Annotated in this window: 32 protein-coding genes; 30 read left to right on the forward strand and 2 right to left on the reverse strand. The window is 59.9% G+C overall.

Going from position 1 to position 20,119, the window contains the following annotated elements; translation table 11 throughout:
* The 28 genes from AC070A_RS24730 to rplQ all read left to right on the forward strand — a co-directional run.
* On the forward strand, positions 1-342 hold a 342-nt coding region (locus tag AC070A_RS24730; protein WP_494773596.1), incomplete at its 5' end, for an EF-Tu C-terminal domain-related protein.
* A 320-nt stretch (positions 343-662) separates the two neighbouring features.
* Positions 663-971: a 30S ribosomal protein S10 gene (gene rpsJ / locus AC070A_RS24735; protein ID WP_003507767.1), complete on the forward strand. Its 309-nt coding sequence runs from the start codon at positions 663-665 to the stop codon at positions 969-971.
* 138 nt (positions 972-1,109) lie between these two features.
* The gene (rplC, locus tag AC070A_RS24740) at positions 1,110-1,796 is read left to right on the forward strand and encodes a 50S ribosomal protein L3 (protein WP_057255569.1); all 687 of its coding nucleotides are present in this window, start codon (positions 1,110-1,112) and stop codon (positions 1,794-1,796) included.
* 12 nt (positions 1,797-1,808) lie between these two features.
* Positions 1,809-2,429, forward strand: a complete 621-nt coding sequence (rplD, locus tag AC070A_RS24745; protein WP_058324771.1) for a 50S ribosomal protein L4 — start codon at positions 1,809-1,811, stop codon at positions 2,427-2,429.
* Positions 2,426-2,719 carry a 50S ribosomal protein L23 gene (locus tag AC070A_RS24750; RefSeq protein WP_057255571.1) on the forward strand — a complete coding sequence of 98 codons (294 nt, stop codon included), beginning with the start codon at positions 2,426-2,428 and terminating at the stop codon, positions 2,717-2,719. The genes rplD and AC070A_RS24750 overlap by 4 nt, the downstream gene beginning before the upstream one ends.
* A 43-nt stretch (positions 2,720-2,762) precedes the next feature.
* Complete coding sequence (gene rplB, locus AC070A_RS24755; RefSeq protein ID WP_113478804.1) at positions 2,763-3,599, forward strand: 50S ribosomal protein L2; 837 nt, start codon at positions 2,763-2,765, stop codon at positions 3,597-3,599.
* Between the two features lie 15 nt (positions 3,600-3,614).
* Entirely contained in the window at positions 3,615-3,893 is a 279-nt protein-coding gene (gene rpsS, locus AC070A_RS24760; protein ID WP_018239488.1) for a 30S ribosomal protein S19, read from the forward strand.
* A gap of 2 nt (positions 3,894-3,895) precedes the next feature.
* Positions 3,896-4,285, forward strand: coding sequence for a 50S ribosomal protein L22 (rplV, locus tag AC070A_RS24765; RefSeq protein ID WP_057255573.1), 390 nt, complete (start codon positions 3,896-3,898; stop codon positions 4,283-4,285).
* Positions 4,285-5,019 carry a 30S ribosomal protein S3 gene (gene rpsC / locus AC070A_RS24770; RefSeq protein WP_057255574.1) on the forward strand — a complete coding sequence of 245 codons (735 nt, stop codon included), beginning with the start codon at positions 4,285-4,287 and terminating at the stop codon, positions 5,017-5,019. Before rplV ends, rpsC begins: the two co-directional genes overlap by 1 nt.
* 38 nt (positions 5,020-5,057) lie before the next feature.
* On the forward strand, positions 5,058-5,471 hold the full coding sequence (rplP, locus tag AC070A_RS24775; protein ID WP_011975175.1) for a 50S ribosomal protein L16: 414 nt from the start codon (positions 5,058-5,060) through the stop codon (positions 5,469-5,471).
* Between the two features lie 11 nt (positions 5,472-5,482).
* Positions 5,483-5,683, forward strand: coding sequence for a 50S ribosomal protein L29 (gene rpmC / locus AC070A_RS24780; protein ID WP_057255575.1), 201 nt, complete (start codon positions 5,483-5,485; stop codon positions 5,681-5,683).
* Positions 5,684-5,695: 12 nt separating this feature from the next.
* The gene (rpsQ, locus tag AC070A_RS24785) at positions 5,696-5,932 is read left to right on the forward strand and encodes a 30S ribosomal protein S17 (RefSeq protein ID WP_057255576.1); all 237 of its coding nucleotides are present in this window, start codon (positions 5,696-5,698) and stop codon (positions 5,930-5,932) included.
* Between the two features lie 178 nt (positions 5,933-6,110).
* Entirely contained in the window at positions 6,111-6,479 is a 369-nt protein-coding gene (gene rplN / locus AC070A_RS24790; protein ID WP_034795548.1) for a 50S ribosomal protein L14, read from the forward strand.
* A 14-nt stretch (positions 6,480-6,493) separates the two neighbouring features.
* Positions 6,494-6,805 (forward strand): 50S ribosomal protein L24, encoded by a 312-nt coding sequence (rplX, locus tag AC070A_RS24795; protein ID WP_025426674.1) that lies wholly within the window; start codon positions 6,494-6,496, stop codon positions 6,803-6,805.
* On the forward strand, positions 6,798-7,355 hold the full coding sequence (gene rplE, locus AC070A_RS24800) for a 50S ribosomal protein L5 (protein WP_057255577.1): 558 nt from the start codon (positions 6,798-6,800) through the stop codon (positions 7,353-7,355). Before rplX ends, rplE begins: the two co-directional genes overlap by 8 nt.
* Positions 7,356-7,389: 34 nt before the next feature.
* Positions 7,390-7,695, forward strand: coding sequence for a 30S ribosomal protein S14 (gene rpsN / locus AC070A_RS24805; RefSeq protein ID WP_057255578.1), 306 nt, complete (start codon positions 7,390-7,392; stop codon positions 7,693-7,695).
* A 12-nt stretch (positions 7,696-7,707) separates the two neighbouring features.
* Positions 7,708-8,106 (forward strand): 30S ribosomal protein S8, encoded by a 399-nt coding sequence (gene rpsH / locus AC070A_RS24810; RefSeq protein WP_025426677.1) that lies wholly within the window; start codon positions 7,708-7,710, stop codon positions 8,104-8,106.
* A gap of 40 nt (positions 8,107-8,146) precedes the next feature.
* On the forward strand, positions 8,147-8,680 hold the full coding sequence (rplF, locus tag AC070A_RS24815; RefSeq protein WP_057255579.1) for a 50S ribosomal protein L6: 534 nt from the start codon (positions 8,147-8,149) through the stop codon (positions 8,678-8,680).
* Between the two features lie 12 nt (positions 8,681-8,692).
* The gene (gene rplR / locus AC070A_RS24820) at positions 8,693-9,055 is read left to right on the forward strand and encodes a 50S ribosomal protein L18 (RefSeq protein WP_025426679.1); all 363 of its coding nucleotides are present in this window, start codon (positions 8,693-8,695) and stop codon (positions 9,053-9,055) included.
* Between the two features lie 128 nt (positions 9,056-9,183).
* A complete protein-coding gene (rpsE, locus tag AC070A_RS24825; RefSeq protein WP_057255580.1) occupies positions 9,184-9,753 on the forward strand; it encodes a 30S ribosomal protein S5 in 570 nt (189 codons plus the stop codon).
* A gap of 12 nt (positions 9,754-9,765) precedes the next feature.
* Entirely contained in the window at positions 9,766-9,969 is a 204-nt protein-coding gene (rpmD, locus tag AC070A_RS24830) for a 50S ribosomal protein L30 (protein WP_058329562.1), read from the forward strand.
* Positions 9,970-9,982: 13 nt separating this feature from the next.
* Positions 9,983-10,453 (forward strand): 50S ribosomal protein L15, encoded by a 471-nt coding sequence (gene rplO, locus AC070A_RS24835; RefSeq protein ID WP_057255582.1) that lies wholly within the window; start codon positions 9,983-9,985, stop codon positions 10,451-10,453.
* A 235-nt stretch (positions 10,454-10,688) separates the two neighbouring features.
* Positions 10,689-12,029, forward strand: a complete 1,341-nt coding sequence (gene secY / locus AC070A_RS24840; protein WP_058324770.1) for a preprotein translocase subunit SecY — start codon at positions 10,689-10,691, stop codon at positions 12,027-12,029.
* Complete coding sequence (locus tag AC070A_RS24845) at positions 12,026-12,604, forward strand: adenylate kinase (protein WP_057255584.1); 579 nt, start codon at positions 12,026-12,028, stop codon at positions 12,602-12,604. Before secY ends, AC070A_RS24845 begins: the two co-directional genes overlap by 4 nt.
* 232 nt (positions 12,605-12,836) lie before the next feature.
* A complete protein-coding gene (rpsM, locus tag AC070A_RS24850) occupies positions 12,837-13,205 on the forward strand; it encodes a 30S ribosomal protein S13 (RefSeq protein ID WP_058329561.1) in 369 nt (122 codons plus the stop codon).
* Between the two features lie 226 nt (positions 13,206-13,431).
* Positions 13,432-13,821: a 30S ribosomal protein S11 gene (rpsK, locus tag AC070A_RS24855; protein ID WP_003536496.1), complete on the forward strand. Its 390-nt coding sequence runs from the start codon at positions 13,432-13,434 to the stop codon at positions 13,819-13,821.
* Positions 13,822-13,924: 103 nt separating this feature from the next.
* Entirely contained in the window at positions 13,925-14,935 is a 1,011-nt protein-coding gene (locus AC070A_RS24860) for a DNA-directed RNA polymerase subunit alpha (RefSeq protein ID WP_034795592.1), read from the forward strand.
* A gap of 44 nt (positions 14,936-14,979) precedes the next feature.
* Positions 14,980-15,405, forward strand: coding sequence for a 50S ribosomal protein L17 (rplQ, locus tag AC070A_RS24865; RefSeq protein WP_057255585.1), 426 nt, complete (start codon positions 14,980-14,982; stop codon positions 15,403-15,405).
* A gap of 141 nt (positions 15,406-15,546) precedes the next feature.
* Here the strand turns inward: rplQ and msrQ are convergent, their stop codons facing one another.
* Positions 15,547-16,200: a protein-methionine-sulfoxide reductase heme-binding subunit MsrQ gene (gene msrQ / locus AC070A_RS24870; RefSeq protein ID WP_492384526.1), complete on the reverse strand. Its 654-nt coding sequence runs from the start codon at positions 16,198-16,200 to the stop codon at positions 15,547-15,549.
* Between the two features lie 2 nt (positions 16,201-16,202).
* Positions 16,203-17,144 carry a protein-methionine-sulfoxide reductase catalytic subunit MsrP gene (msrP, locus tag AC070A_RS24875; RefSeq protein ID WP_110878294.1) on the reverse strand — a complete coding sequence of 314 codons (942 nt, stop codon included), beginning with the start codon at positions 17,142-17,144 and terminating at the stop codon, positions 16,203-16,205.
* 199 nt (positions 17,145-17,343) lie between these two features.
* Between msrP and AC070A_RS24880 the strand changes: the two genes are divergently transcribed.
* Positions 17,344-18,741, forward strand: a complete 1,398-nt coding sequence (locus AC070A_RS24880; protein ID WP_110878295.1) for a DegQ family serine endoprotease — start codon at positions 17,344-17,346, stop codon at positions 18,739-18,741.
* Entirely contained in the window at positions 18,738-20,051 is a 1,314-nt protein-coding gene (locus AC070A_RS24885) for a replication-associated recombination protein A (RefSeq protein WP_058324766.1), read from the forward strand. The genes AC070A_RS24880 and AC070A_RS24885 overlap by 4 nt, the downstream gene beginning before the upstream one ends.
* The last annotated feature ends 68 nt before the right edge of the window (positions 20,052-20,119 follow it).

Genomic DNA, 20,119 nt, shown 5'->3' on the forward strand with positions numbered 1-20,119 from the left:
GTTAACCGTGACGGCGTTGAGCGTGGCCAAATCCTGTGCAAGCCGGGTTCGGTCAAGCCGCACAAGAAGTTCATGGCTGAAGCCTACATCCTGACGAAGGAAGAAGGCGGCCGTCATACGCCGTTCTTCACGAACTACCGTCCGCAGTTCTACTTCCGCACGACGGACGTGACGGGCATCGTGACGCTGCCGGAAGGCACGGAAATGGTCATGCCGGGCGACAACGTCACCGTTGCCGTCGAGCTGATCGTTCCGATCGCGATGGAAGAAAAGCTGCGCTTCGCGATCCGCGAAGGTGGCCGTACCGTCGGCGCAGGCATCGTTGCCTCGATCGTCGAGTAATCGACGAGACTGAGGGCGGAGAAATGCGAGGCGCATGTGCTATGCGCCTCGAACATACCCGCCCCGAAAGAATTAGTTGGTCGCACGGCTTGCCGAAGACGACGAAATAGTGCAAATGGCGCCCACGCGTGATTTGCACGGTGCTTCGACGTTGTGCGCTCACAAAAAGACAGGCCGGCCACGGCCGCTCAAATAGGAAGGGGCAGGGGAAACCCTGTCCCTCCGATCTTTGAAAATTAGCGGACTGGCCGAACATTAAACGAAGTTCAATGCGTGTTTTTCCACGGAAACCGCAGACAACATGAACAAGGATAAGTCGTATGAACGGCCAGAACATCCGCATCCGCCTCAAGGCGTTTGATCACCGGATCCTCGACGCCTCGACGCGCGAAATCGTGTCGACGGCAAAGCGTACCGGTGCAAGCGTGCGCGGTCCCGTACCGCTGCCGACGCGCATTGAAAAGTTTACGGTCAACCGCTCGCCGCACGTCGACAAGAAGAGCCGTGAACAGTTCGAAATGCGCACCCATAAGCGCCTTCTCGATATCGTAGACCCGACCCCGCAGACCGTTGACGCGCTGATGAAGCTCGACCTGGCTGCCGGCGTCGACGTGGAAATCAAGCTTTAATAACAAGGAAGGTACGTGGACCCCGGTCCAACGGCTTCCGAAAACGGGCGACCTCAAGATCGGATGATCTCAAGGAAACCTTAAACCAGAGATGTGAGGGGGCTCGCCCCATCACTAACTCTCAAGAGGAATGAACCGATGCGTTCAGGTGTGATTGCACAGAAAGTGGGAATGACCCGCGTCTATAACGACGCCGGTGAGCATATCCCGGTTACAGTATTGAAGCTGGAGAACTGCCAGGTGGTAGCCCAGCGTACGGAAGAGAAGAACGGCTACGTGGCTGTCCAGCTGGGCGCCGGCCGTTCGAAGGTCAAGAACACGCCGAAGGCGATGCGCGGCCATTTTGCTGCTGCCAACGTCGAGCCGAAGGCGAAGCTCGTCGAGTTCCGCGTTTCCGCGGACAACCTGATCGACATCGGTGCAGAACTGACGGCCAACCATTTCGTTGCCGGCCAGCTCGTTGACGTCACCGGTACCACGATCGGTAAGGGCTTTGCTGGTGCGATCAAGCGCCACAACTTCGGTGGTCTGCGTGCAACGCACGGCGTTTCCGTATCGCACCGTTCGCATGGTTCTACCGGTTCCAACCAGGATCCGGGCCGCGTTTGGAAGGGCAAGCGCATGGCTGGTCACATGGGTCAAACCCGCGTCACCACCCAGAACCTCGAAGTCGTATCGACCGATGAAGACCGCGGTCTGATCCTGGTCAAGGGCGCAGTCCCCGGCTCCAAGGGTGCCTGGATCGTCGTTCGTGACGCCATCAAGTCGGGCACCCCGGAAGGCGCTCCGCGCCCGGCCGCTGTGCGCGCCGAAGCATCGAAGTAAGGGAGCCGAGTAATGGATCTCAACGTCAAAACCCTCGAGGGCAAGGACGCGGGAAAGGTTTCCCTTTCTGACGCCATTTTCGGCCTCGAACCCCGTGAAGACATCATTGCCCGCGTCGTTCGCTGGCAGCTCGCCAAGAAGCAGCAGGGCACGCACAAGGCCAAGGGCCGCGCAGAAGTTTCGCGCACCGGCGCCAAGATGTACAAGCAGAAGGGTACGGGCCGCGCCCGCCACCACTCCGCTCGCGCTCCGCAGTTCCGCGGCGGTGGCAAGGCCCATGGCCCGGTCGTCCGCAGCCACGAGCATGATCTGCCGAAGAAGGTTCGCGCCCTCGGCCTGCGTCATGCACTGTCGGCCAAGCTGAAGGCTGCAGAGATCATCGTCATCGACGATCTCGTTGCCAAGGAAGCCAAGACCAAGGCTCTCGCCGGCGTATTCGCATCGCTCGGCCTCACCAACGCTCTCATCATCGGCGGCGCCGAGATCGAGAACAATTTCAAGCTCGCAGCCCAGAACATCCCGAACGTGGACGTTCTGCCGGTTCAGGGCATCAACGTTTACGACATTCTGCGCCGTGGCAAGCTCGTGCTTTCCAAGGCTGCCGTGGAAGCTCTGGAGGAGCGGTTCAAATGACGGATCTTCGCCACTACGACGTGATCGTGTCTCCCTCGATCACTGAAAAGTCGACGCTGGTTTCCGAGCAGAACCAGGTCGTCTTCAACGTCGCCAAGGACGCTTCGAAGCCTGAAATCAAGGCTGCTGTCGAAGCTCTGTTCGGCGTCAAGGTTACGGCCGTGAACACGCTCGTCCGCAAAGGCAAGACGAAGCGTTTCCGCGGCTTTGCCGGAAAGCAGAAGGACGTGAAGAAGGCGATCATTACGCTCGCCGACGGTCAGTCCATCGACGTCTCCACCGGTCTCTAACGGATAGGCCCATTAGGGTAAAAACCCAAAAGGGAACAAGAAAATGGCATTGAAAAGTTTCAATCCGACGACCCCGAGCCAGCGCCAGCTGGTCATCGTTGACCGGGCTGGCCTCTACAAGGGCAAGCCGGTCAAGGCGCTGACCGAGGGCCTGTCCTCCAAGGGCGGTCGCAACAACCTCGGTCGCATCACCGTTCGCTTCCAGGGCGGCGGTCACAAGCGTACCTACCGCCTGGTCGACTTCAAGCGTCGCAAGTTCGACGTTGAAGGCACGGTCGAGCGTCTGGAATACGACCCGAACCGCACCGCCTTCATCGCGCTCGTCAACTATGCCGACGGCGAAAAGGCCTACATCCTCGCTCCGCAGCGTCTCGCTGCCGGCGACAAGGTCATCGCTTCGGAGAAGGCCGTTGACGTCAAGCCCGGCAACACGATGCCGCTGCAGTACATCCCGGTCGGCTCCATCATCCACAACGTGGAAATGAAGCCGGGCAAGGGCGGCCAGATGGCCCGCTCCGCCGGTACCTACGCGCAGCTCGTCGGTCGTGACCAGGGCATGGCGATCCTTCGTCTGAACTCGGGCGAACAGCGTCTCGTGCACGGTTCCTGCCTCGCATCGATCGGCGCCGTATCGAACCCCGATCACGGCAACATCAATGACGGTAAGGCTGGTCGTTCGCGTTGGCGCGGCAAGCGTCCGCACGTTCGCGGCGTCGTCATGAACCCGGTTGACCACCCGCACGGCGGTGGTGAAGGCCGTACCTCGGGTGGTCGTCACCCGGTTACCCCGTGGGGCAAGCCCACGAAGGGCAAGCGTACGCGCTCGAACAAGGCGACCGACAAGTTCATCATGCGCTCGCGGCACCAGAAGAAGAAGTAAGAGAGGAAGTCTCGAATGACTCGTTCAGTATGGAAAGGTCCGTTCGTTGACGGTTATCTTCTCAAGAAGGCTGAGAAGGTCCGCGAAGGCGGTCGTAACGAAGTGATCAAGATTTGGAGCCGCCGCTCCACGATCCTTCCGCAGTTTGTCGGCCTCACCTTCGGCGTCTACAACGGCAGCAAGCACGTTCCGGTCAGCGTCAATGAAGACATGGTCGGTCACAAGTTTGGCGAATTCTCTCCGACCCGGACCTACTACGGTCATGGCGCGGACAAGAAGGCAAAGAGGAAGTAACAATGGGCAAGGCAAAAGCCGAACGCCGGCTGAAGGATAATGAGGCGCAGGCAATTGCGCGCACGATCCGCGTCAGCCCCCAGAAGCTCAACCTGGTTGCCGCGATGATCCGCGGCAAGAAGGTCGACCGCGCTCTGGCCGAACTGGAGTTCTCCCGCAAGCGCATTGCAGAAACGGTCAAGAAGACCCTTGAATCTGCCATCGCAAACGCAGAGAACAACCACGATCTCGACGTCGATTCGCTCGTCGTTGCAGAAGCTTACGTTGGCAAGTCGATCGTCATGAAGCGCTTCCACGCCCGTGGTCGCGGCCGTGCATCGCGCGTCGAAAAGCCGTTCTCGCACTTGACGATCGTCGTTCGCGAAGTGGAAGCCAAAGGGGAGGCCGCATAATGGGTCAGAAGATTAATCCGATCGGTTTCCGTCTCGGTATCAACCGGACCTGGGATAGCCGTTGGTTTGCAGACAACGCCGAATACGGCCAGCTGCTTCATGAAGACCTGAAGATCCGCGCTTACCTGATGGAAGAGCTGAAGGCTGCCGGCATCGCCAAGGTGGTCATCGAGCGTCCGCACAAGAAGTGCCGCGTCACGATCCACTCGGCTCGCCCGGGTCTCATCATCGGCAAGAAGGGCGCCGACATCGAAAAGCTCCGCAAGAAGCTTTCCGAGATGACCAACTCCGAAACGCACCTCAACATCGTTGAAGTGCGCAAGCCGGAAGTTGACGCAACGCTCGTTGCCCAGTCGATCGCCCAGCAGCTCGAGCGCCGCGTGGCTTTCCGCCGTGCGATGAAGCGCGCTGTTCAGTCGGCCATGCGTCTTGGCGCCGAAGGCATCAAGATCACCTGCGCCGGTCGTCTCGGTGGCGCCGAAATCGCTCGTACCGAATGGTACCGCGAAGGTCGCGTTCCGCTGCACACCCTGCGTGCGGACATCGACTACGGCACGGCCGAAGCGGAAACCGCTTTCGGTATCTGCGGCATTAAGGTCTGGATCTTCAAGGGCGAAATCCTTGAGCACGATCCGATGGCTTCCGAGCGCCGTGCGATCGAAAGTGACAACCAGGGCCCTGGCAGCCGTGATCGCGACCGTGGCGATCGTGACCGCCGTCGTGAAAACGCGTAACATTCGCGTTTGGCAGCCAATATCGGAGAAGTAAAAAAATGTTGCAGCCAAAGCGTACGAAGTATCGCAAGCAGTTCAAGGGCCGCATCAAGGGCGTAGCCAAGGGCGGTTCTGATCTTGCCTTCGGCGAATTCGGCCTGAAGGCTCAAGAGCCGAACCGCGTCAATGCGCGCGAGATCGAAGCGGCCCGCCGCGCGATCACGCGTCACATGAAGCGCGCCGGCCGCGTGTGGATCCGTGTGTTCCCCGACGTTCCCGTAACCGCCAAGCCGACGGAAGTCCGCATGGGTAAGGGTAAGGGTTCGGTCGAATACTGGGCATGCAAGGTCAAGCCCGGCCGTATGATGTTTGAGATCGATGGTGTCAGCGAAGAACTTGCCCGTGAGGCACTTCGTCTTGGCGCTGCCAAGCTCTCTGTCAAGACGCGCTTCGTGCAGCGTATCGCAGAGTAAGGAGTGAACTCATGAAAGCCGTAGAAGTTCGCGCTCTGAGCGCCGATCAACTCAACGAAGAGCTTGCCAAGCTGAAGAAGGAGCAGTTCAACCTGCGCTTCCAGAAGGCAACCGGCCAGCTCGAGAAGTCTTCGCGTATCAACGAAGTCCGCAAGGACATCGCACGCGTCAAAACCATTGCCCGCCAGAAGGCGGCAGAAGCCAAGGCCTAAGGACCAGAAAATATGCCGAAACGCATTCTGCAGGGCACTGTTGTCAGCGACAAGAACGACAAGACCGTCGTCGTCCGGGTCGAGCGCCGTTTTGCGCACCCGATCCTCCAGAAGACTGTCCGTCGCTCGAAGAAGTACAAGGCGCACGACGAAAACAACCAGTTCAAGGTTGGTGACGTCGTTTCCATTGAGGAATGTGCGCCGATCTCGAAGGATAAGCGCTGGACGGTTGTAGCCGTCCACGCTTGATTTCTGCAGGTTTTGACCTGAAGACCCTTGCGTCTTGGGCAAATACCTGTATGAAGCACGCAATTGAAGCAGGGGAACGCTCGAGTCCGGGCGTTCTTTTGCTTTGAGATGAGCACTATAAGCCAGGCGAGGGGGTTTCGACCCAACCGGCCGGGTAACAACAAGAAGGCGACCTGACATGATTCAGATGCAAACAAACCTCGACGTGGCGGATAATTCCGGCGCACGTCGTGTCATGTGCATCAAGGTGCTGGGCGGCTCCAAGCGCAAGTATGCGTCGGTCGGCGACATCATTGTCGTTTCGATCAAGGAAGCCATTCCGCGCGGCCGCGTAAAGAAGGGTGATGTCATGAAGGCTGTTGTCGTTCGCACTGCGAAGGACATCCGCCGTCCGGATGGCTCTGTCATCCGCTTTGACACCAACGCAGCCGTTCTTATCGATAACAAGAAAGAGCCGATCGGCACCCGTATCTTCGGACCGGTTCCGCGCGAACTTCGCGCCAAGAACCACATGAAGATCATCTCGCTGGCTCCAGAAGTACTCTAAAGGAGCGTAGAGAGATGCAAAAGATTCGCAAAGGCGACAAGGTTGTCGTTCTCACCGGTAAGGACAAGGGCCGTACCGGCGAAGTCGTCCAGGTTATGCCGAAGGAAGACCGGGCTGTTGTGCGTGGCGTCAACATGGTGAAGCGTCACCAGCGCCAGACCCAGAGCCAGGAAGCCGGCATCATCAATAAGGAAGCCTCGATCCATCTTTCGAACATCGCGATTGCCGATCCGAAGGACGGCAAGCCGACTCGCGTCGGTTTCAAGATCGACGGTGACAAGAAGGTCCGCGTGGCCAAGCGTTCGGGAGTAGTGATCGATGGCTAAGTCCGCTTACGAGCCGCGGCTCAAGAAGGAATACGTAGAGCGCATCCGCAAGGCGATGCAGGAGAAGTTCTCCTACGCCAACGAAATGCAGATCCCGCGCCTCGACAAGATCGTCATCAACATGGGTGTTGGCGAATCGACGGGCGACTCGAAGAAGCCGACCGTTGCTGCTGCCGACCTCGCTGCGATTGCTGGTCAGAAGCCGGTAATCACCCGCGCTCGCAACTCCATCGCAGGCTTCAAGCTTCGCGAAGGCATGCCGATTGGTGCCAAGGTTACCCTGCGCGGCGTTCGGATGTATGAGTTCCTGGATCGTCTCGTGAACATCGCTCTTCCGCGCGTTCGCGACTTCCGTGGCCTCAATCCGAAGTCCTTCGATGGCCGTGGCAACTTCGCCATGGGCGTCAAGGAGCACATTGTGTTCCCTGAGATCAACTACGACAAGGTTGATCAGATGTGGGGCATGGACATCATCGTTTGCACGACGGCTACTAACGACGACGAAGCACGCGCTCTGCTCACAGAGTTCAACTTCCCGTTCCGTCAGTAATCCGTAACGACAAGCGTAAAGAAGGATAACTGTTATGGCGAAAACGAGCGCAGTTGAAAAGAACAAGCGCCGCCGCAAACTGGTTGCCGGGCAAGCTTCAAAGCGTGCCGCGCTGAAGGCAATCATCATGAACCAGTCTCTGCCGATCGAAGAGCGGTTCAAGGCAACCATCAAGCTGGCAGGTCTGCCGCGCGATGGATCCAAGACCCGCATTCGCAACCGCTGCGAAGTCACCGGCCGTCCGCGCGCCTACTATCGTAAACTTCGTATGTCGCGTATTGCGCTTCGCGAACTGGGCAATCTCGGCAAGGTGCCGGGCATCGTCAAGTCGAGCTGGTAAGGAGACGGGCACATGGCAATGACTGATCCGCTGGGCGATATGCTCACCCGTATCCGTAACGGCGCGGCTCGCCGCAAGTCGAGCGTTTCCACGCCGGCTTCGAAGCTCCGCGCACGCGTTCTGGATGTCCTTCAGGCTGAAGGCTACATCCGTGGATACTCTGAAGTCGTGTTTGGCAACGGCAAGGCCGAGCTGAACATCGAACTGAAGTACTACGAAGGCGCTTCCGTAATCCGTGAGATCGGACGCGTTTCCAAGCCGGGCCGCCGAGTTTATGTCTCGGTTAAGTCCATTCCGCAGGTCGCGAACGGCCTCGGCATCACCATCCTTTCGACCCCGAAGGGTGTGATGGCCGATCACCAGGCACGCGAACAGAATGTTGGTGGCGAGATTCTTTGCTCCGTCTTCTAAGGCGTAGCAAGTTCTCCATAGCGAACAGACAGGTATAAAAATGTCTCGTATCGGTAAGAAGCCCGTTCAGGTTCCGGCAGGCGTCACGGCAAGCGTTGATGGCCAGAAGGTAACGGCGAAGGGCCCGAAGGGCGAACTGTTCTTTGTTGCAAACGACGAAGTTTCGGTAAAGCTCGAAGATAATGCGGTTGTCGTACAGCCGCTCAGCCAGAGCAAGGATGCTCGTTCGAAGTGGGGCATGTCCCGCACGATGATCGAGAACATCTTGAAGGGCGTCAAGGACGGTTACGAGCGCAAGCTCGAAATCAACGGCGTTGGTTATCGTGCGTCGCTGCAGGGCAAGAACCTGCAACTGGCGCTCGGTTTCAGCCACGACGTCGTCTACCAGACGCCGGAAGGCATCACGATTGCTGTTCCGAAGCCGACCGAAATCATCGTGTCCGGCATCAACAAGCAGCAGGTCGGCCAGGTTGCCGCGGAAATCCGCGAATACCGTGGCCCCGAGCCCTACAAGGGCAAGGGCGTCAAGTATGCCGAAGAGCGGATTGTCCGCAAAGAAGGCAAGAAGAAGTAAGGATCACGCGAAATGGCTAGCAGGAAAGATACTCTTGTGCGTCGCGCCAACCGCGTGCGCCGTCAAATCAAGGCGGTCGCCAATGGCCGTCCGCGCCTGTCGGTTCATCGCTCGTCGAAGAACATCTACGTACAGGTTATCGATGACGTTGCCGGCAAGACGCTTGCGTCTGCCTCCACGCTCGATACCGATCTGCGTTCGTCTTTGAAGACGGGCGCTGACGCGGCAGCTGCTGCTGCCGTCGGCAAGCTCATCGCTGAGCGCGCCGTAAAGGCTGGCGTCAAGGACGTTGTCTTTGATCGTGGCGCCTTCATCTATCACGGCCGCATCAAGGCTTTGGCCGAAGCTGCACGTGAAGGTGGTCTGAACTTCTGATCGATCACAGGGCGGGCCTCGAGTCCGCCCTGGACGTTCAGTGGTTTCCGGTCGCTTCCAGTCGGAAAGACGGAGGCGACTTTTGTCAATCTGCCGATTGCACCCGGAAAAGAAAAAGGAAAAGGACAATGGCACAAGAAAGAAAGGGTTCTCGCGAAGATCGCCAGAACCGCGAAGAGCGCGACAGCGAATTTGTCGACAAGCTCGTAGCAATCAACCGCGTCGCCAAGGTGGTGAAGGGCGGTCGTCGTTTCGGTTTCGCCGCTCTCGTCGTCGTTGGCGACCAGAAGGGCCGCGTCGGCTTCGGCCATGGCAAGGCACGCGAAGTGCCGGAAGCCATCCGCAAGGCGACGGAAGCTGCCAAGCGCGACCTGATTTTCGTCCCGCTGCGTGGTGGTCGTACCCTGCATCACGACGTTCATGGCCGTCACGGCGCCGGCAAGGTGCTGCTGCGTTCGGCCAAGGCCGGTACCGGTATCATCGCCGGTGGCCCGATGCGCGCCGTCTTCGAAACGCTCGGCGTTCATGACGTCGTCGCCAAGTCGACCGGTTCGTCGAACCCCTACAACATGGTTCGCGCAACCTTCGACGCCCTCAAGAACCAGATGCACCCGAAGGACATCGCAGCTCAGCGCGGCATCAAGTACGCCACGCTCCAGGCTCGTCGTGTTTCCTCCGGCGCTGCTTCCGAAGAATAAGGGAGCTGACAGATGGCTAAGAAAGAACTTGCCAAGAAGACGGTTACCGTCGAGCAGATCGGTAGCCCCATTCGCCGTCCGGCCGTGCAGCGTCAGACGCTCATCGGTCTGGGCCTCAACAAGATGCACCGGGTTCGCACGCTCGAAGACACTCCGTCTGTTCGCGGCATGATCCGGACCGTCCAGCACCTCGTTCGCGTCGTCGACGAGAAGTGAGGGGGATAAGCTCATGAAACTGAATGAAATCAAGGACAACGAAGGCTCTACCCACAGCCGTAAGCGTCTCGGCCGTGGTATCGGTTCGGGTTCCGGCAAGACGGCCGGCCGCGGTGTCAAGGGTCAGAAGGCTCGTTCGGGCGTTGCTATCAACGGCTTCGAAGGCGGCCAGATGCCGATCTACCGTCGTCTGCCGAAGCGCGGCTTCAACAACATCTTCGCTTCGGAGTTTGTTGTCGTGTCGCTCGGCCGTATCCAGACGGCAATTGACGCCAAGAAGCTCGACGCTTCGAAGACCGTCGATGCGGCTGCCCTCAAGGCTGCCGGCGTCATCCGTCGCGAAAAGGACGGCGTCCGCGTTCTCGCTGACGGCGAACTGAAGGCGAAGGTTTCGATCGAAGTCGCTGGCGCTTCCAAGTCGGCGATCGAAAAGATCGAAAAGGCCGGCGGTTCGGTCAAGCTGCTCGCAGCCGCTGCTGAATAATATTATTGATGAACCGCCCGGGGTGCTTCACTCCGGGCGGTTTTGCTCCCATATGTGAGCCTCACGTCCGCAGCCGGCGAATCGCTTGCCGCAAGCGGACATAGCGGAAACCACGGTGAGGCATCCGATTGCAGACACAATCGCCTCGCGTCCGGTTTTCAATACGAAAAGTTACTCCTTCCGGAACGGACCGGGTGTTCCCGCTGATTCCGAGATTTGGTACGCGGAGAATTGCATGGCTTCTGCAGCGGAACAGCTCGCCTCGAACCTGAATTTCTCGACTTTCGCCAAGGCGGAAGATCTGAAGAAACGGCTTTGGTTCACGCTTGGTGCGCTTCTGGTTTACCGTCTTGGCACCTATATTCCGCTGCCCGGTCTTAACCCGGAAGCGTTTGCCCAGGCATTCCGCGGCCAGAGCGGCGGCATTCTCGGCCTCTTCAACATGTTTTCGGGCGGTGCAGTTGAGCGCATGGCGATCTTCGCGCTCGGCATCATGCCCTATATCTCTGCCTCGATCATTGTTCAGCTGATGACCTCGGTCGTTCCGGCTCTGGAACAGCTGAAGAAGGAAGGTGAGCAGGGACGCAAGATCATCAACCAGTACACCCGCTACGGCACGGTGCTTCTCGGCACGGCGCAGGCTTACGCCATCGCCGTCGGCCTCGAGAGCGGCAATGGCCTTGTGAACGATCCGGGCTGGTTCTTCCGCATTTCGACTGTCATTTCCCTGCTCGGCGGCACCATGTTCCTGATGTGGCTCGGTGAGCAGATCACCTCGCGCGGTATCGGCAACGGTATTTCGCTGATCATCTTCGCTGGTATTGTCGCGCACCTGCCGACGGCTCTCGCCGGTACGCTCGAACTCGGCCGCACCGGCGCGCTTTCGACGCCGCTGATCCTTGCGATCATCATCATGGTCGTTGCCGTCATCGCCCTTATCGTCTTTGTCGAACGGGCGCAGCGCCGACTTCTGATCCAGTATCCGAAGCGCCAGGTCGGCAACCGCATGTTCCAGGGCGACACCTCGCACCTACCGTTGAAGCTCAACACTTCGGGCGTCATCCCGGCAATCTTCGCATCCTCACTGCTGCTCTTGCCGGCAACGCTCGCGGGCTTTGCCAACACGGCGGCGCTGCCGGGCTGGGCCACCACCATCGTTGGCGCACTTGCTCACGGCAAGCCGCTCTACATGGTCCTCTACGGTGCGATGATTGCCTTCTTCGCCTTCTTCTACACGGCAATCGTCTTCAATCCGAAGGACACGGCCGACAATCTCAAGAAGCACGGCGGCTTCATTCCGGGCATTCGTCCGGGTGAGCGCACCGCGGAATACATCGATTACGTCCTGACGCGCATCACCGTCATCGGTGCGGTCTACCTGATCTTCGTCTGCATTCTGCCGGAAGTTCTGATTTCGCAGACCGGCGTGCCGTTCTACCTTGGTGGTACGTCGCTTTTGATTGTTGTCAGCGTGACCCTTGATACGGTAGCACAGATCCAGGGCCACCTCATCGCACAGCAATATGAGGGGCTGATCAAGAAGTCGAAGCTGCGCGGAGGAAAGAGGGGACGATGAGACTGATTTTTTTGGGACCGCCGGGCGCTGGCAAGGGGACGCAAGCCAAGCTTCTGACGGAGAGATACGGCATTCCGCAGCTTTCCACAGGCGATATGCTGCGGGCGGCCGTTGCCCAGGCGACTGAGGTCGGCAAGCGTGCCAAGGCCGTCATGGATGCCGGTCAGCTGGTATCCGATGAGATCGTCAACGAAATCGTGTCGGATCGCATCGACCAGCCGGATTGTGCAAAGGGTTTCATCCTTGATGGTTACCCGCGTACCGTTCCGCAGGCGATTGCGCTCGGCAAGATGCTCGAGGGCAAAGGTCTGAAGCTCGACGCAGTCATCGAGCTGAAGGTCGACGAGGCAGCCCTTGTAAAGCGGATGGAGAATCGCGTAGCGGAAACCATCGCTGCGGGAGGCACGGTCCGTTCGGACGACAATCCGGAGGCGTTCAAGCGCCGGCTGACCGAGTATCGTGAAAAGACCGCACCGTTGTCGGAGCATTATGCCGGTACGGGGCAGCTGAGAACGGTGGATGGCATGGCGGATGTGAACACCGTTACTGCCGAGATCGAGAAGATTCTGGCTTAGACACTGGTCTTTGCCGAAAAGGAACCGCCGGGGAGTTGACTTTTCCGGCCGATTCCGCCAAAGACAGCGCCAACTCGCGACATGAGAGCGATCGGCGCGGTCTTCAAAGAAAATGAAGTCCGAGTACGGTCGTTTTTGACGTGTCTCGAACCTCAATCAACGTGCGGCTCTTCGAGGTCGCGTAACGAAGCACCTATTGCCGGATGGCAACTGGAACGCAAGGAGAATAGACGTGGCACGTATCGCTGGCGTCAACATCCCGACGGCGAAGCGCGTAGTTATCGCGCTGACCTACATTCACGGGATCGGCCCGAAATTCGCACAGGAAATCATCGAGAAGGTCGGTATCCCGGCTGATCGTCGCGTGCATCAGCTGACGGACGCTGAAGTCCTGCAGATCCGCGAAGCGATCGACCGTGACTACCAGGTCGAAGGTGACCTGCGTCGCGAGACCTCGATGAACATCAAGCGCCTGATGGACCTCGGCTGCTACCGCGGCCTGCGTCACCGTCGTGGCCTGCCGGTTCGCGGTCAGCGCACCCACACCAACGCTCGCACCCGCAAGGGTCCGGCGAAGGCGATTGCCGGTAAGAAGAAGTAATTTCCCGAAAAGGGAGATTGGGAGGCTGGCGTCAAGCGCCGGCCTCCTTTTGCAGTTTGGAAAGGCGCTTGCCTGACCGCCGTCCGGTCCAATGACCGGGTGTGAAGTCCGCGGAGTGGATATCCTCTCGGCGGGAGAATGAAGATGCAGGGCAGGGGACGACAAATCCTTTTCCCGGTGGAGCCGCTGGAATTACGGCGGTGCAGAGATCTAAGAAAGGGATCCTATGGCCAAGGAAGCCACCCGCGTTCGCCGTCGCGAACGCAAGAACATCACGTCTGGCGTTGCTCACGTCAATTCGTCGTTCAACAACACCATGATCACCATCACCGACGCACAGGGCAACGCGATTGCCTGGTCGTCTGCCGGTGCCAAGGGTTTCAAGGGTTCGCGTAAGTCGACCCCGTTTGCCGCTCAGATCGCCGCTGAAGACTGCGCCAAGAAGGCTCAGGAACACGGCATGAAGTCGCTGGAAGTCGAAGTTTGCGGCCCGGGTTCCGGCCGTGAATCCGCTCTTCGCGCGCTGCAGGCTGCGGGCTTCATGATCACCTCGATCCGCGATGTGACCCCGATCCCGCACAACGGTTGCCGCCCGCGCAAGAAGCGCCGCGTCTGATCATTTGCGTTCAACATGCCGGTGAGGGGGCATCCGCTCTCTCCCGGTCTTCGGGGCTCGGTTGTCACGATTGGATGGTGGCAACGAACGGAAGGCAGAAAACATGATCCAGAAGAATTGGCAGGAACTGATCAAGCCGAACAAGGTGGAGTTCGTCTCCTCCGGCCGCACCAAGGCAACGCTGGTTGCGGAACCGCTTGAGCGCGGCTTCGGTCTGACCCTCGGCAACGCGCTTCGCCGCGTGCTTCTGTCGTCGCTGCGTGGTGCTGCTGTCACCGCAGTGCAGATCGACGGCGTCCTGCACGAGTTCTCCTCTATCCCGGGCGTCCGGGAAGATGTGACGGACATCGTGCTCAACATCAAGGAAATCGCCATCAAGATGGATGGCGACGACGCAAAGCGCATGGTTGTGCGCAAGCAGGGTCCGGGCGTTGTAACCGCCGGTGACATCCAGACGGTTGGCGATATCGAAATCCTCAACCCGAACCATGTGATCTGCACCCTCGACGAGGGCGCCGAGATCCGCATGGAGTTCACCGTCAACAACGGCAAGGGCTACGTGCCGGCTGATCGCAACCGTTCGGAAGATGCTCCGATCGGCCTGATCCCGGTCGACAGCCTGTACTCGCCGGTCAAGAAGGTGTCCTACAAGGTGGAAAACACCCGTGAAGGCCAGGTTCTTGACTACGACAAGCTGACGATGTCCATCGAGACGGACGGTTCCGTCACCGGTGAAGATGCGATCGCATTTGCGGCCCGCATCCTTCAGGACCAGCTGTCGGTTTTCGTCAACTTCGACGAGCCGCAGAAGGAAGCAGAGGAAGAGGCAGTCACCGAACTCGCCTTCAACCCGGCGCTTCTCAAGAAGGTCGACGAACTGGAACTTTCGGTCCGTTCGGCCAACTGCCTGAAGAACGACAACATCGTCTACATCGGCGACCTCATTCAGAAGACCGAAGCAGAAATGCTCCGCACGCCGAATTTTGGTCGCAAGTCGCTGAACGAAATCAAGGAAGTTCTCGCTTCCATGGGTCTGCACCTCGGCATGGAAGTGCCGTCCTGGCCGCCTGAGAACATCGAAGATCTCGCCAAGCGTTACGAAGACCAATACTAACCATTAGACTGCGGGCGGATGCCTGCAAGTGAAGGAGAATAGCCATGCGCCACGGTAAAGCCGGCCGCAAGCTGAATAGAACCGCCAGCCACCGCAAGGCGATGTTTGCCAACATGGCAGCTTCGCTGATCGAACACGAGCAGATCGTTACGACCCTGCCGAAGGCCAAGGAAATCCGCCCGATCGTCGAGAAGCTCGTCACGCTCGGCAAGCGCGGTGACCTGCACGCTCGCCGCCAGGCGATCTCGCAGATCCGCGACGCCGCTGTCGTTTCGAAGCTGTTCGACACGATTGCATCGCGCTACGCCACCCGCAACGGCGGCTACCTGCGCATCATGAAGGCCGGCTTCCGTCACGGCGACAACGCCGCGCTCGCCGTCATCGAATTCGTTGACCGCGACGTCTCGGCAAAGGGTGCGAAGGATCTCGCCCGCGTTGCCGCTGAAGCTGAAGCTGCTGAAGCAGCCTAAGCCGATCGAAGGCAGTGAAATCGAAATGGCCGGGTGTTCATCACCCGGCCATTTTTCTATGGGCGGTGGTTTGCACCATTTCAATGCTTGGTCGAGCGCTTGAGCGACCGAGTATCCGGCTGCTCCGAGCGAATGGGAAAATTACACTTTTCCTGGGATCGCCCTGGCCGGCGCGCTCGCCGTCTGACGTTTGCGACGGAGATAGGGTTTGCGCGCCAACCGCCAGAGAAGCAACGCGGCGACCAAGCCGAGATAGAGCATCTGCTCGGGGCCAACGACCTTCACCGACATGGCAAAATGCAGGGCGCCGGCGGCAGCAATCACGTAGGCGAGCCTGTGTAACGTGTTCCAGCGGGTGCCAAGCCTGCGGATCGACCAGGTGTTGGACGTCAACGCCAGCGGGATCAGCATGACGAGGGCCGCCATGCCGATGGTGATGAACGGACGGCGCGCGATGTCGGCGAGGATCGCCGGGACGTTCAGCACCTGATCGAGCAGCATGTAGGCCAGGAAGTGCATCAGCACGTAGTAGAATGCCAGCAGCCCGAGCGCCCGGCGGTAGCGTAGCCAGTTGATGCCGAAGAGATCGCGAATCGGGGTGATTGCCAACGTGGCCACGAGAAAGCGCAGCGCCCAGATCCCGAGCAGATGCTCGAATCCCTTGACCGGATTGCCGGGCAGTTGCCCGGTAGCGCCGAGATAGAAGGCAAACGCCGCCGGCACCAGGCCAAAGCCATAGAGCGCCCAGACCGAGCCCGAATGAAAGCGTTTCGGGAGTATGGGCAGGCCGGCCATCGTCAGTAGTTCGCTCTCAGATCCATGCTGGCATAGAGGCTGGCAACCTCGTCGGCATAGCCGTTGAAGGGCAGGGTGTCGCGACGGTTGGAGCCGAAGAAGCCTCCGCCCCCGATGCGGTTCTCCGTCGCCTGGCTCCAGCGCGGGTGATCGACGGCCGGGTTGACGTTGGCATAGAAGCCGTACTCGTTGGGGGCCGAGAGGTTCCAGGTGGAGGGCGGCTGCGCCTCGGTGAGCGAGATCCGCACGATCGACTTGATCCCCTTGAAGCCGTACTTCCAGGGGGTGACGAGCCGAATCGGTGCGCCATTCTGGTTGGGAAGCGTTTTGCCGTAGACGCCGACGGACAGCAGAGTGAGCGGGTGACGGGCTTCATCGAGCCTCAGTCCTTCGCGATAGGGCCAGGGCAACGGCTGAAAGAAGCCGGATTGGCCCGACATCTCCGCCGGGCGAACGACCGTTTCGAACGAGACATATTTGGCGCTGCCCAGCGGCTCCACCTTGTCGAGCAGGGTCGAAAGTTGGAAGCCGGTCCAGGGGATCACCATCGACCACGCCTCGACGCAGCGCATGCGATAGACGCGTTCCTCGATGGGGAACTTCAGCAGTTCCTCCAGCCCGAACTCCTTCGGTTTGCCGACGAGGCCATCGACCTTCACTGTCCAGGGGGTCGGCTTGAAGCCGCTCGAATTGGCGGCCGGATCGCCCTTGCCGGTCCCGAATTCATAGAAGTTGTTGTAGCCCGTGACGTCAGCTTCGGGGGTCAGGTCCTCGTCGACGACGTATTTGCCTTTTGGTGCGCTAAGCGCCGCCGCGATACCTGTGCCGCTTCCGGCAAGAAGGACGCCGCCGACCGCGGCGCCCAGGAATGCGCGGCGATTGATGAAGATGTTCTCCGGCGTGATTTCGGAGGAAACGATTCGTGGTGGACGGTAGGATGGCATGGTCTTATCCGAGAGTGGTTTATGAGCCTTGTCTTGTACGAACTCAGCAGACTTTCGATCACCGTGAAAGGGGTGCGGAACCACGTTTTCGTGCGTAGCGCGTGAAGCCGGCAACTTTGCGTATCCTGCGCCAACATTTGCCTTTTTTCGCGCGAAATCCTATCTGAACGTAGCCGTGACGAATAGGAGAATGCTTCACATGATCGTTGGTCAAAGAGCGCTTGTTGCGCTCGTCATTGCTGTGTCTCTTGCCTGTCCGGCATGGGCTGAGGAGGCCAAGACGGTTCCGCAGTCGCGCACCGAAATGCAGCTTTCCTTCGCGCCGCTCGTCAAGCAGACGGCAAATGCGGTCGTCAACGTCTACGCCGAACGCGTGGTCGAGCGCCGCTCGATCTTTTCCGGCGATCCCTTCTTTGAGGAGTTCTTTGGCCAACGCATGCCGAACCGCTCGGAAAAGCAATCGTCGCTCGGCTCCGGCGTGATCGTCGGCAAGAACGGCATCGTCGTGACCAACAATCACGTCATCGAGGGCGCCGACGACATCAAGGTGGCGCTGGCGGACGGGCGCGAATTTCCCTGCAAGATCGTGCTCAAGGATGACCGACTCGACCTGGCGGTGCTGAAGATCCAGTCGGAAGGCCCGTTCGAGATCGTCCCGCTCGGCGACTCGGATGCGGTCGAAGTCGGCGACCTCGTGCTGGCGATCGGCAACCCGTTCGGCGTCGGCCAGACGGTCACGAGCGGCATCGTCTCGGCTCTCGCGCGCAACCAGGTTTCTTCAGGGGATTTCGGCTTCTTTATCCAGACGGATGCGGCGATCAATCCGGGCAATTCCGGCGGCGGCCTCATCGACATGAACGGTCAATTGATCGGCATCAACACCGCGATCTTCTCCAAGGGTGGCGGCTCGAACGGCGTCGGCTTTGCTATCCCCGCCAATCTGGTAAAGGTCTTCGTCGCGTCCGCTGACGGCGGCAATGGCGCCTTCGTCCGTCCCTTCATCGGCGCAAGCTTCGAACCGGTGACCTCGGAAGTGGCCGAAGCCCTTGGCTTCAACCGCGCCCGCGGTGCGCTGGTGACGGCTGTCGTGGCGGGTGGCCCGGCCGAACTGGCAGGCATCAAGCCGGGGCAAGTGATCACCGCCGTCAACGGCATTGAAGTCGAACATCCTGATGCGCTCGGCTACCGCTTGACGACGGTCGGCATCGGCCACGAGGCGCGCGTTACCGTGTCGGAAAACGGTAAGCCGCGTGAGGTGATGCTCAGGCTCGATCGGGCGCCGGAGACCTCGCCGCGTGACGAACGGCTGATCGAAGGTCGCAATCCCTTCGCCGGCGCGGTCGTCGCCAATCTGTCGCCACGTCTAGCCGAGGAACTGCGCGTGTCGACTTCGCTCCAGGGCGTCGTCGTCATGCAGGTCAACCGCGGTTCGCCGGCAGCACGCATCGGCCTTGAGCCGAAGGACATCGTGCGCTCTGTCAACGGCACGGCGATCGACACGTCCAAGACGCTGGAGCATGTGATGGCCGACGACGCCTCCTTCTGGCGCGTCGAAATCGAGCGGGACGGCCAACTTATCCGTCAGTTCTTCCGATGAGCGATCTGTTTACAGCACACGAGCCTCCTGAGATGGCGTCCGCAAGACCGCTTGCCGACCGGCTTCGCCCGCGTACGCTCGCCGAAGTCACGGGCCAGGAGCACCTGACCGGGGATGATGGCGTGCTGTCGCGTATGATCGCGTCGGGTTCTCTCGGATCGATGATCTTCTGGGGACCGCCAGGCACCGGCAAGACGACCGTCGCGCGTCTGCTTTCGGGGGAGGCGGGACTCGCCTTCGAGCAGATCTCCGCCATCTTCTCCGGTGTTGCCGATCTCAAGAAGGTGTTCGAATCGGCGCGTGCACGGCGCATGTCCGGCCGGCAGACCCTGCTGTTCGTCGACGAGATCCACCGTTTCAATCGTGCCCAGCAGGATAGTTTCCTGCCCGTGATGGAGGATGGCACCGTCATCCTCGTCGGCGCCACGACCGAAAATCCGTCCTTCGAGCTCAACGCCGCTCTGTTGTCCCGCGCTCGCGTGCTGACGTTCAAGCCACACGGTGAGGACAGCATCCAGGAGCTTCTGTCCCGTGCCGAGCAGGCAGAAGGCAAGGCGTTGCCGCTTGATGCGGATGCACGCGCGAGCCTGATCCGCATGGCCGATGGCGATGGCCGTGCGGCGCTGACGCTGGCGGAAGAAGTCTGGCGCGCCGCGCGGCGCGACGAGATCTTCGATGCTGCAGCGCTTCAGAACATCGTCCAGCGCCGGGCGCCGGTCTACGACAAGGGCCAGGACGGCCACTACAATCTGATCTCGGCGCTGCACAAGTCGGTACGCGGTTCCGATCCGGATGCCGCGCTCTATTATCTCTGCCGCATGTTCGATGCGGGCGAGGATCCTCTTTATCTCGGGCGACGGCTTGTACGCATGGCGGTTGAAGATATCGGCCTTGCCGACCCTCAGGCCCTGGTGATCTGCAATGCCGCCAAGGACGCCTATGATTATCTGGGCTCGCCGGAGGGGGAATTGGCGCTTGCCGAAGCCTGTGTCTATCTGGCGACCGCGCCGAAGTCGAACGGGGTCTACACTGCCTACAAGGCGGCGATGCGCGCTGCCAAGGAGAACGGCTCGCTGCTGCCGCCGAAGCACATTCTCAACGCCCCGACCAAGCTGATGAAGGGCGAAGGCTACGGCGACGGTTATCGCTACGATCACGACGAGCCGGATGCCTTTTCCGGCCAGGACTATTTTCCGGAAAAGATGGGGCGCCAGACTTACTATGATCCGCCGGAGCGTGGTTTCGAGCGAGAAATCCGCAAGCGGCTGGAATGGTGGGCGAAACTCCGCCGGGAGCGCAATGCTCCCTAGAATGCCCAGAAAACTGTAAGACGGCCTTTCCTTGTGCTTGGCCCGGACGAAAACCCCGTCGTTTTCAA

The sequence above is a fragment of the Ensifer sp. GW101-20A05 genome (genome assembly GCF_059424735.1).